Origin of the sequence: Acinetobacter sp. LMB-5 (assembly GCF_001541635.1) — a bacterium.
Lineage (GTDB): Bacteria > Pseudomonadota > Gammaproteobacteria > Pseudomonadales > Moraxellaceae > Acinetobacter > Acinetobacter pittii.
Window position 1 is genome coordinate 42638 of sequence record NZ_LRDR01000018.1, and the last position, 9248, is coordinate 51885.

A 9248-nucleotide genomic window follows, 5' to 3' on the forward strand; every position below is an offset into this window, starting at 1 on the left:
GATTTTTCCTTAATTTGGTCTATAAATTGAACTTAATAAATCTAAATCTGAATCTGTTAGTTTAAAGTTATGAATATCTTGCTCTTTTAACCGTGGATACATTAATGATTTAGGATCAGTAGTATGTTTTAGTCCTAATGCATGCCCGAACTCATGAGCAAGGGTCAAACGTAAGTCATTTAAAGAAGCATAGCCGTAAATCTGGATTTGGTTTTGACTGAATAAACCTTTATGGAAGGGTTGAATACTCGTTTTCTGCTCTAGTTTGAATTGTGTTTTTAAAGCGCTTAAATCACTTTGCTCTCGATTTAGCTCTTTAATTTTTAAGTTAAGTGATTGAATTTTAAAATTTAGACTATTGGATTCATTTCGTAACTCTTCCGATTTTTGCTCTAGTTGTTTTTGCCATTCTTTTAAATTATTGGCATTAGAGTATTGATGTTCTCCTTGATTAAAGCGCGTTACATCTTGTTGATATTGTTCAAACTCAACTTTTAGACTGACCTTTTTCTTGTTTAAATCACTTGATAGTTGAGCAACTTGCTGTTTGTTTAGAACAATTTCTTCATTTTTAATGCGCCAAGCTTCCTGCTTTTGCAAAAGTGCATCTAAATTGTTTTGTTGTTCATCTTTAAGCATTTGATGATCATCATAGATTAAGTTAATTGACAATTGAGCCTGTGAATCATAAATAAAATAGGTCTTCCCAGTTTCTTTTTGCCAGATTTCAGCAGCTTGCCGACTTACCTCAACTAGTTGTTCTTTAGTAAGTTGAAACCGCGGATCAATAAAAGCAATTCGGTATTTTAAAGGCTGATGAGATGAATGAATTGGCAGATTGCTTTGAGCAAAAAGTGTTGTTTGTAAGCCCATGCATAAGCATAAGCTCAATCCCCACCATAGAAATTTTTTCATGGCAAAATAAAAAATATAAATAAATCTTATTGTTAGCTACTTAATTTAATTCGTCAAAATGATAAAAATCTCAATAGATTAGGTGGCGTTTGTGATATTGGTCGAAAAATTAAAAAAGATGTTCTCAGACTTGGCAATAATCAAATAATTAATGTAGTAAATAACAGTGGTTTTTTAACAAAAAAATATTATTTAAAATTAAATATTTAGTTTTTATCATTGATTTTTCTGACAGAAATATTTGAATAATATCATTAAAAAACTTATTGTTACTTTTTGTAAACAATAAAAAACCGCGCCTAAGCACGGTTTTTTATTAAAGAAACAAATTATTTTTTGTCATCTTTAACTTCAGTGAACTCAGCGTCTACAACACCATCATCTGCTTTTTGTTGACCCGCATCACCACCTTGGAATGCATTTGGATCAAAGCCTTCAGCACCACCAGCTTGTTGCGCTTGTTCATAAGCACGTTGAGTGATAGGCATCAAGATGTTTTGTAAAGCTTCAGTTTTTGCTTTGATATCTTCTACATCATTTTCTTTTGTTGCTGCTTCAAGTTCAGAAACGGCAGTGCTTACAGCTGTTTTTTCATCTTCAGTAACTTTATCACCCAGATCTTTAACAGCTTTGTTCGAGCTTGAAATTAATGCATCAGCTTCGTTACGCGCTTTTGCAAGTTCTTCAAACTTACGATCTTCTTCAGCATTCGCTTCAGCATCTTTAATCATGGCTTCGATTTCAGCATCAGACAAACCTGAGTTCGCTTTAATCTGGATCGATTGCTCTTTACCAGTGCTCTTATCTTTAGCAGATACTTTCAAGATACCATCAGCATTGATGTCGAAAGATACTTCAATTTGTGGCACACCACGTGGAGCAGGTGGAATATCGCCTAATTGGAAGTTACCCAACAATTTGTTTTGTTGAGCCATCTTACGTTCACCTTGGTAAACAGAAATGTCTACAGCAGGCTGGTTGTCAGCAGCAGTAGAGAACACTTGTGATTTCTTCGCAGGAATCGTCGTGTTTTTCTCAATGATTGGTGTTAATACACCACCCATTGTTTCAATACCTAAAGTTAATGGAGTTACGTCTAATAAAAGAACGTCAGTTTTGTCACCAGACAATACCGCACCTTGAATGGCAGCACCGATTGCAACTGCTTCGTCAGGGTTCACGTCTTTACGTGGCTCTTTACCAAAGAACTCTTGTACTTTTTGTTGTACAAGTGGCATACGAGACTGACCACCAACCAAGATCACGTCAGAGATGTCTGAAGTCGAAAGACCAGCATCTTTAAGTGCGATTTTACAAGGCTCAATAGTGCGAGCAACTAAATCAGCAACCAAACCTTCAAGTTTCGCACGTGTTACATTGATCACTAAGTGTTTAGGACCAGTTGCATCAGCAGTGATGTATGGAAGGTTGATTTCAGTTGCATTTGATGAAGAAAGCTCGATTTTTGCTTTTTCAGCAGCTTCTTTCAAACGTTGTAACGCAAGTGGATCATTTTTCAAGTTCACACTTTGTTCTTTCTTAAATTCTTCAACTAAGAATTCAATTAATGCGTTATCAAAGTCTTCACCACCAAGGAAAGTATCACCGTTTGTTGATAACACTTCGATTTGTTGGTCGCCATCAAGGTCTGCGATTTCAATGATTGATACGTCAAAAGTACCACCACCTAAGTCGTAAACTGCAACTTTACGGTCGCCTTCTTTTTTGTCCATACCGAACGCAAGTGCAGCAGCAGTTGGTTCGTTAATGATACGTTTAACGTCTAAACCAGCGATTTTACCCGCATCTTTAGTCGCTTGACGTTGAGCATCGTTAAAGTAAGCAGGAACAGTAATAACTGCTTCAGTAACTGTTTCACCTAAATAGTCTTCTGCAGTTTTCTTCATCTTTTTCAAGATTTCAGCAGAAACCTGTTGAGGCGCTAATTTTTTATCGTTTACTTCAACCCAAGCATCGCCATTGTCTGCTTTGATGATTTTATAAGGTACAAGACCGATATCTTTTTGTACCGCTTGATCTTCATAACGACGACCGATTAAACGCTTGATAGCGAATAATGTATTTTTCGGGTTAGTTACTGCCTGACGCTTAGCACTTTGACCTACTAAGATCTCGCCATCTTTATAAGCAATGATCGATGGAGTTGTACGTGCGCCTTCAGCGTTTTCGATTACTTTTACTTTATCGCCTTCAAGTACAGCAACGCATGAGTTGGTAGTACCTAAGTCAATACCAATAATTTTTGCCATGTGACGTTTTCCTCAAAAATTCTTTTGCAATGTTTTTGCTTGTTATCCGATATGAGAGTGAATCTATTTTTTTCAAGCGTTTTAGCGAAAAAAAATCTAAAAACTCTCAAAAAATTATTTATTGACCAACCATAACCATAGCAGGGCGCAATAAGCGACCATTTAACGTATAGCCCTTTTGTAAAACGCTACCGATTTCATTCGCTTTAGCATTTGGGTCAATACCTACAGCTTGATGTAAATCCGCATTGAAGCCATTTTTCGTATCAGCTTCTACAACACCAAATTTTTCAAGTGTGGTTAACAGCGACTTCAAGGTCAGTTTAATACCTTCAAGTACTGGCGTTTCTTCATCACCAGCCGCTTGAATTGCACGTTCTAAATTATCAACAGAATCTAGTAACTCTTTTGCAAATTTTTCAAGCACAGTCTCTTTATGCTTGTCAGACTCACGTTGAATACGCTCTACACTTTTTTGTGCTTCGTAAACTGCATTTGCAGTACGTGCTTTTTCAAGTTTTAGGCTTTCTTCTAATTTGGTGATTTGCGCTTGTAAAGATTCAACGGTAACGTCGTTTGCTTGCTCTACACCTTCAGCCTGAGTTTGCTCATTAGATTGCTCTGCTTGCTCGTGTTGAATGTCTTGAGCTTGCTCATTTTGCTCATTAGCCATTGATGATCTCCGTTTAAATGGGTTTTTAAACATGTACAGTCCTTTTGGCATCAGCATTTACTGGGTAAAACCTGAACTGCCATGCATATGCTGTAATTCATTAATAGGGATGAAGTATGGGCATTGCCTAAAAATTCAAGCGTACACGGCAATTTAAAACTTTTAATTTTGCGGTTTTAAGTAAAAATCTAAATTTTCGATCATAAAAGCAATAAATTCTTGGGTTATTTTGGGTAAATGTTGTCTTGAAGCATATACCACCGACAAACTTAATTCGGGAGCCGAAAAGTTTTTAAATAAAGGCACCAATCGTTTTTCTTTTAAATCTTTTTTAACTAATAAAGTCGGTAACATTGCCACACCTTGAGCATGTACACACATGTCATAAACAGCATTTACATCATTACTTTTAAAGGTGACGTTTAAAGGATAGTTCTGAGGTTGCTGTTCAGTATCAAAAAGTGTCCAAAATTGATGTTGGCTATGGTGAGCTAAACATTCATGTTGAATAAGTTGCCTTGGATGGGAGAGGGGGCTGTGTTGCTTTAAATAATCAGGATGAGCGCAGAATACAGACTCGATTTGACAAACAGGTCGTGCAATTAAACCATCGGCAACTTTTTGCGTTATACGTAAGGCTAAATCGACCTGAGCATCAATTAAGTCCATCGTATTTTCAGTTAGATATACATCAAATTGAATATGTGGATGTTGCTGTTTAAATTGGCGAATACATTCCCCAACTCCTAATTGAAATAAAAATAAACCACACGTAAAGCGAATCGTACCGTTATGTTGTTCGGGTGCGGCTAACTCTTGTAAAAGTTGCTGTTGTTGTAAAATATTCTCGCAGTAGAGTAGGGCTTTTTCACCTGCTGGAGTGAGAGATATTTTTCGGGTATTTCTTTGAAATAGTCGAGTTGAGAATGTGTGCTCTAGGTGCTCAAGATAGCGTGAAACCATGGCACGGGAATAATTTAGGTGTTCTGCGGCTTTGGTTAAATTGCCATGCTGAGCAATAGAAACAAAGACGTGTATGGCTTTTAATGTGTCCATATGCTTTATCATTATTACAATATATGCAACAGTTTATCTTAATTTAGTGCATTTACCTTACAAGAATTGCAATTTAAAGTATTTCTCATGAAATTGGAGATACATAATGAAATTTTTTAAATTAACTGCTTCAGCCCTAGCAACTGCTACTGTTTTAACGGTAGCTTCCTCAGCTTTTGCGCAAGATTTGAAAATCCAAAGTTTTCTGGCTAAACCCGAACATTTCGGCGTGACTTCTACTTTAATTGAAGGCGATAAAGAAGTTCTGTTGGTGAATGCACAATTCTCAAAATCTGAAGCATTACGTATTGCTGCCGATATTCTCGATAGCGGTAAAACACTAAAGACAATTTTCGTAAGTTATGGCGATCCGGACTATTACTTTGGCTTAGATGTATTTAAACAATACTTCCCAAATGTACAAATCATCGCAACGCCAGAAACTGTTAAACATATCCAAGATACTCAAGCGCTTAAAGTGAAATATTGGGGTCCACAAATGGGTGCAAATGCGCCTAGTCAAATTATTGTGCCTCAAGCTTATACTGCTAAAACTTTAAAGTTAGAAAATGAGTTGATCGAAATTAAAGGTAAGAAAGAACTCACTTATTTATGGATTCCTTCTTCTAAAGCAGTAGTAGGTGGTATTCCTGTCTCTTCAGGTATTCATTTATGGATGGCAGATACGCCAAAAGTTAAAGATCGCAATGAAGTGATTCAAGCTTTAGAAAGTATTAAATCACTCCAACCTCAAACAGTTGTTCCAGCTCATATGGTTGAGGGAGCTCCACAAGGTTTGGATGCGGTTAACTTCTCTATCGACTATCTCAAGAGCTATGAGAAAGCGGTCAAAGTAAGTAAAAATGCGAGTGAGCTAAGTCAGCTCATGCAGAAACAATATCCAACATTGAAGAGTGTGGATAGCCTAGAACTAGGTGCAAAAGTTGTAAAAGGTGAGATGCAATGGCCATAATTAAAATCGAAACACCATAAATTTTCTAAAAAGCCGTGGTCTATCCCCGGCTTTTTTTATGAAATAAGGCATTTTCAAGTAAAAAGTCTCTGTAACATTCTACGCACCTTATATAGCGTTTCTATGAAGAGAAAATTTTTAACGAGAGTAAAAGGCTAAGATAAAAATTAGAAATTGATAAAAATAAACAAAAGCTTAAGTTGTAGCTTCTATATAAAAGGTAGAGGTGAGGCTAAGGAAGAGGTTTTAATAAAAAATTGCACAATTTGTACTTCTATTACTACAAAAGACAACCAATGATACGCACGCCAGAAAAAAAAATTGTGAATTATAGGCAGCGCGAAGATGAACTTTGCATTTAAATGTTTGTCGTAATGAAAGGAAAGTGATTATGAAAAAATTAGGTCTTATCTCTGTAGTGCTTGCTGGTGTTGCTTTTACAGCTGTTGGTTGTGCATCTGAAGCTGGCTTAAATGCATCAGGTTCAGCTCAAACTAGCGCTAGCCCATCTGGCGTACAAGCTGGTGTTGGTGTAGATGCAGGTGTTTCTGGTCAAGCACAACCAGGTCAAGTTGATGCTGGTGCTTCTGGTTCTGTTTCAGGTTCTGCAACTGCTCAGTAATTCTTAGCGATAAGAACAGTTAAAAGATTATAGAGTACATATATTCAAGATGCCGATTTATATATGAAATGAGCTGCTACTCATTATTCTATAGTCAAGAGAATGTGGATTTCTCAACAAAAAAGCCCCAAGAGATTTTTTCTTTGGGGCTTCCATATTCCAATAGATTTTAGTCATCATCATGATAATCTCTATGATTGTGATCACGATCTTCTAATCTTTTCTTCTCCCATTCACGGTGTCTTTTTTCCCACTCACGACGATTTCTATCCTGTTCGCGAGCATCTTTACGTTGTTGTTCGTATATTCTCTTACGCTCTTCCCAACGTTTTCTTTCCCAGTCACTATAGCGACGTCCATCATTGCGGTCATAGCGATCATCATCATGATCATGGTAAGCATAACCACCGCGGTAATAAGGATCATCTGTATAAGCAACACAACCTACAGTTAAAAGACTGGTTGCTAATAAAGTAACAACTAGTTTTGCTGACATAGCACAATCTCCTTTTGTCTGTTAACAATAATTGGCAAAAAAGTTCTGTTTTAAACGACAGATTTGTTAATGACATTTGCTATAAATCAGATTAGCGTAGATTGGTTTTTACCTTTGTATCTTGATTACATGAGTTGTATGCGAATATAGTCAAACAACAAAGAATTCTGTAGAAAATATGAAGGATAAGAGGAATTCATGGAGATAGGCATGACAGCATTTAATCAAAAAATTCAAACATTGCTAGATAAGGGCCAAGGGCCTGCTGCTCGAGCTCTTGATAAGTTACCTCGATTAGCTCAAGAATCACTTGCCAAAATCCTTGGATATGCCTACCAATACCCAGAGCTTGACTCGTTTACTAAATGTATGATGGCCGTACAAATTAAACAGGGACGTATTGGTTTCATTGGTTCAGATCCTATTGAGTCTAGACGGCAGTTTGATACACAAATGTTGGCTATACGCCAGAAATCAACTGAAATTGATTCAGTGGAAGACATTCGTTTGCCGCTTCAAAGTGGAACTGTTTTCGCAAGACACTATCATCCTTCACCGAATAAAAAATTACCTCTGATTGTTTTCTATCACGGGGGAGGGTTCGTTGTAGGTGGTTTAGATACTCATGATGAGGTTTGTCGTATATTGGCAAAATATGCAAAAGTACAAGTACTCAGTATTGATTATCCACTTGCACCTGAGGTCTCACCTCAACATTTAATCCAATCATGTGAAGATGCATTAGCTTGGGTATATCAAAATCGCAGACAACTAAAAATATTAAAAAATCGTATTGCTGTAGCAGGGGATAGTGCAGGCGGCAATATCAGTACGGTTGTGGCTCAACGATCAGTAAATAAACCTTATGCTCCACAAGCACAGCTTCTCATTTACCCTACAGTTGATTTTAAAAGCCGACATCCTTCTTTCTATGCCTATAATGAAGGATTGGTTTTAACAGATAATGATATCAATTATGTTACCCAATATTATGCAACTCAGCATAATGTAGAATTAGACGATCCGATTATTTCTCCAACCTATGGTAATTTGAAAAAGAACCCGCCAGCTTTCGTGATTACGGCTGGTCATGACGTATTGCATGATGAAGCGAAAATTTATAGCTATAAGCTAAGACAAAATGGCGTCAAAATGCATTATGAAGAATATTCAGATCAAACACATGGTTTTATAAATTTGACACCTATTTCTAAAAAGGCAAAAAGATATACTATCGAGATCAGTAAGAACTTCAGAAAGTTCTGGGATAAAAATAGTTAAACAAAAGCTTAGTCCATGTTTCACGTGGAACGTGGACTAATACTCAAATCTAAAATATAAAGTACTAAATAAAAGATAATAAATACTCACTAGAATTCTTTTATATAGATGATTAAATTTATCTTTCATCATTAAGTTTTGCATTTTATTGTAGGAAGATATGAAAAAATTATTAATGTTATGTTGTTTGGGTATAAGCAGCCATTCAGTCTGGGCTGACACTTTAGTTGAAATGCAAACAAATTTAGGCAACATTGAAATACAACTTTATGATGATAAAGCACCAAACAGTGTGAAGAATTTTAAAGACTATATAAAGTCAGGCTTTTATAAAGATACGATATTTCACCGCGTAATTCCTGGTTTTATGGTGCAGGGCGGTGGACTTACTGCAAATATGCAGGAAAAGACTACGCGAGCACCTATCAAAAATGAAGCTAGAAATGGAATTGCTAACACACGCGGAACGTTGGCGATGGCTCGTACTGCAAATCCTGACTCAGCTACTAGTCAGTTTTTCATAAACGTTGCAGATAATAATTTTTTAAATCGTTCTGCGGGTAATGCGGGTTACGCAGTTTTTGGAAAAGTAATTAAAGGAATGGATGTGGTTGACCGTATTGTTCAGGTCCCTACATCAAACTATGGCATGCATCAAAACGTACCAAAACAGTCTATAAAGATAGTAGATATAAAGTTTAAAACTCTTCAAAAATAAATTAACTATATAAATCATATATTTGTTTGTTTTTGAGATTTTTTTTGGCTGAAAAAGAACCGGTCGAACGTGCATATTTATAAAAGTGCTTGCGTACCAGTTTTTTTTCCCTATAATGCACTCATCCCGACGCGATACACGAGAATATCTTAGCTTACAGGGTTAAGATGAAAGCTTAGTATTGCGTTGAATTCTGTCTCTGACGAAGAGCAGAAAAATCATTAAGAGAATTGAAGAACAACTT

Annotated in this window: 9 protein-coding genes; 4 read left to right on the plus strand and 5 right to left on the minus strand. The window is 36.4% G+C overall.

The window, feature by feature from the left end; translation table 11 throughout:
- Positions 1-9 precede the first annotated feature (9 nt).
- From AW165_RS17810 to AW165_RS17825, 4 genes are all read right to left on the minus strand, one after another.
- Positions 10-915 carry a matrixin family metalloprotease gene (locus AW165_RS17810; RefSeq protein ID WP_060466615.1) on the minus strand — a complete coding sequence of 302 codons (906 nt, stop codon included), beginning with the start codon at positions 913-915 and terminating at the stop codon, positions 10-12.
- A gap of 329 nt (positions 916-1244) precedes the next feature.
- On the minus strand, positions 1245-3185 hold the full coding sequence (gene dnaK, locus AW165_RS17815) for a molecular chaperone DnaK (RefSeq protein WP_002115449.1): 1941 nt from the start codon (positions 3183-3185) through the stop codon (positions 1245-1247).
- Positions 3186-3303: 118 nt separating this feature from the next.
- Positions 3304-3858 carry a nucleotide exchange factor GrpE gene (gene grpE, locus AW165_RS17820; protein WP_002115470.1) on the minus strand — a complete coding sequence of 185 codons (555 nt, stop codon included), beginning with the start codon at positions 3856-3858 and terminating at the stop codon, positions 3304-3306.
- A gap of 162 nt (positions 3859-4020) precedes the next feature.
- A complete protein-coding gene (locus AW165_RS17825; RefSeq protein WP_005804902.1) occupies positions 4021-4914 on the minus strand; it encodes a LysR family transcriptional regulator in 894 nt (297 codons plus the stop codon).
- Positions 4915-5020: 106 nt separating this feature from the next.
- Between AW165_RS17825 and AW165_RS17830 the strand changes: the two genes are divergently transcribed.
- Entirely contained in the window at positions 5021-5887 is an 867-nt protein-coding gene (locus tag AW165_RS17830; RefSeq protein ID WP_060466616.1) for an MBL fold metallo-hydrolase, read from the plus strand.
- Between the two features lie 391 nt (positions 5888-6278).
- A complete protein-coding gene (locus AW165_RS17835; RefSeq protein ID WP_000733015.1) occupies positions 6279-6509 on the plus strand; it encodes a hypothetical protein in 231 nt (76 codons plus the stop codon).
- Between the two features lie 169 nt (positions 6510-6678).
- Here the strand turns inward: AW165_RS17835 and AW165_RS17840 are convergent, their stop codons facing one another.
- On the minus strand, positions 6679-7005 hold the full coding sequence (locus AW165_RS17840) for a hypothetical protein (protein WP_060466617.1): 327 nt from the start codon (positions 7003-7005) through the stop codon (positions 6679-6681).
- A gap of 210 nt (positions 7006-7215) precedes the next feature.
- Between AW165_RS17840 and AW165_RS17845 the strand changes: the two genes are divergently transcribed.
- Both AW165_RS17845 and AW165_RS17850 read left to right on the plus strand, forming a co-directional pair.
- Entirely contained in the window at positions 7216-8286 is a 1071-nt protein-coding gene (locus AW165_RS17845; RefSeq protein WP_060466618.1) for an alpha/beta hydrolase, read from the plus strand.
- 160 nt (positions 8287-8446) lie between these two features.
- Positions 8447-9004 (plus strand): peptidylprolyl isomerase, encoded by a 558-nt coding sequence (locus AW165_RS17850; RefSeq protein ID WP_060466619.1) that lies wholly within the window; start codon positions 8447-8449, stop codon positions 9002-9004.
- Positions 9005-9248: the final 244 nt, after the last annotated feature.